We start from the raw sequence: 1,395 nt of genomic DNA, 5'->3' as shown, positions 1-1,395 counted from the left end.
GGCTTACCGCGAGCTGATCGAGCACGAATTGCATGAGCACGAATTCCTTGGTGAACTCGTACGCGGACGCCTGATGTACTACCCCACCGTGACGCGCGAGCGCTTTCGCAACGAGGGCCGCATCACCGAACTCATGCAGTCCGGCAAGCTGTACAGCGACATGGGCTTGCCGGCGATCTCCACGGAAGTGGACCGCCTGATGTTGTGCGGCAGCCCGGACATGCTGCGCGACATCAAGGCCATGCTGGAAGAGCGCGGCTTTGAGGAAGGCAACATGCAACGGGCCGGCCACTTCGTGGTAGAGCGCGCATTTGCCGAGCGTTGAGCGAATCGGGGAAAAACGAGGAACGTTTGCAATGCGAACGTTTCTCACAATCAAACGCAACCAGACCGCGCCAGCAGGGGAATGCTTGAGTTACGGCACACAGCCAGTGACAATGAGTGATCCGCACCACAACGATAAGGAATTCCCATGAAAGGCGACGCAAAAGTCATCGCTCACCTGCAGGCGCAGCTGAAAAACGAGCTGACTGCCATCAACCAGTACTTCCTGCACTACCGGATGTACAAACACTGGGGCCTGGACAAGCTGGCCAAGAAGGAATACGAAGAATCCATCGGCGAGATGAAGCACGCCGACAAGCTCATGGACCGCATCTTCATGCTCGACGGCCTGCCCAATTTGCAGGACCTGGGCAAGCTGATGATCGGCGAAGACGTGGTTGAGGCGCTGAACTGCGACCTGAAAGCTGAAACCGGCGCACAAGCGACCATCAAGGATGGCATTGCCCACTGTGAAAGCGTGCGTGACTACGTCTCACGCGACCTGTTGCAGGAAATCCTGGACGACACCGAAGAGCACATCGATTTCCTGGAAACCCAGATCGAACTGGTCGCCAAGGTGGGCATACAGAACTACCTGCAAAGCCAGATGGGTGAGCTGAGCTGAGCTGAATGCAGTCTTGCCATCTTGAATAGCCAGGCGAAGCGCCTGGCGGGCAATTTAAAACGGGGCTGGCCCCGTTTTTTTGTTTCTGCAGATGGCGCTTCAGCCAGGGCACATCCCACCGCGAGCATCTGCCAGACCTTGGCGCCCGGAATTTTGCGTTTTTGCGACAAACGGGCTGTTTTTGGCGCGTGTTCTGGTGCAATCAGATACAACAGATTACGAATCATTATCATTTGATATACACTTCGGGCGAACTTTACGAGCCAGCCAACTCGTGCCCCAAGGCATTTCGAGCCAGCCAAGCTTTTTCCTGAACCCGGTCCGCCGCCTGCAAGGCAGGACCCTGCTTGGAGGCCATCTTGGCACACCCTTCTGCTCGCGCCGCGCGCCCTGCGCGCAACAAAAAATCCCGGAACGCAGGCGCTGAAACTTTCGCTCCCCTTACC

The 1,395-nt window shown here is 56.9% G+C and carries 3 protein-coding genes; 2 read left to right on the top strand and 1 reads right to left on the bottom strand.

Features of this window, described 5'->3' with window-relative positions; genetic code table 11:
• Together AC1D0Z_RS21800 and bfr are read left to right on the top strand one after the other, a co-directional pair.
• Nucleotides 1-325: ferredoxin reductase domain-containing protein (locus tag AC1D0Z_RS21800; protein WP_477660239.1), on the top strand; the 325-nt coding region annotated here is incomplete at its 5' end.
• 147 nt (nt 326-472) lie between these two features.
• The gene (gene bfr / locus AC1D0Z_RS21795; RefSeq protein WP_477660238.1) at nt 473-949 is read left to right on the top strand and encodes a bacterioferritin; all 477 of its coding nucleotides are present in this window, start codon (nt 473-475) and stop codon (nt 947-949) included.
• On the opposite strand, the gene AC1D0Z_RS21790 is transcribed toward bfr, so the two are convergent.
• On the bottom strand, nt 916-1,395 hold a 480-nt coding region (locus tag AC1D0Z_RS21790), incomplete at its 5' end, for a hypothetical protein (protein ID WP_477660237.1). The genes bfr and AC1D0Z_RS21790 overlap by 34 nt on opposite strands.

Source organism: Polaromonas sp. P1_E3, from assembly GCF_056405935.1.
The sequence above is the reverse complement of the archived record's forward strand: the minus strand, read 5'-3'. Positions and strand labels throughout refer to the sequence as shown.

Excerpts from the sequence above, each read along its gene's own strand:
- bfr (WP_477660238.1), top strand. The coding sequence starts at position 473 with ATGAAAGGCGACGCAAAAGTCATCGCTCACCTGCAGGCGCAGCTGAAA.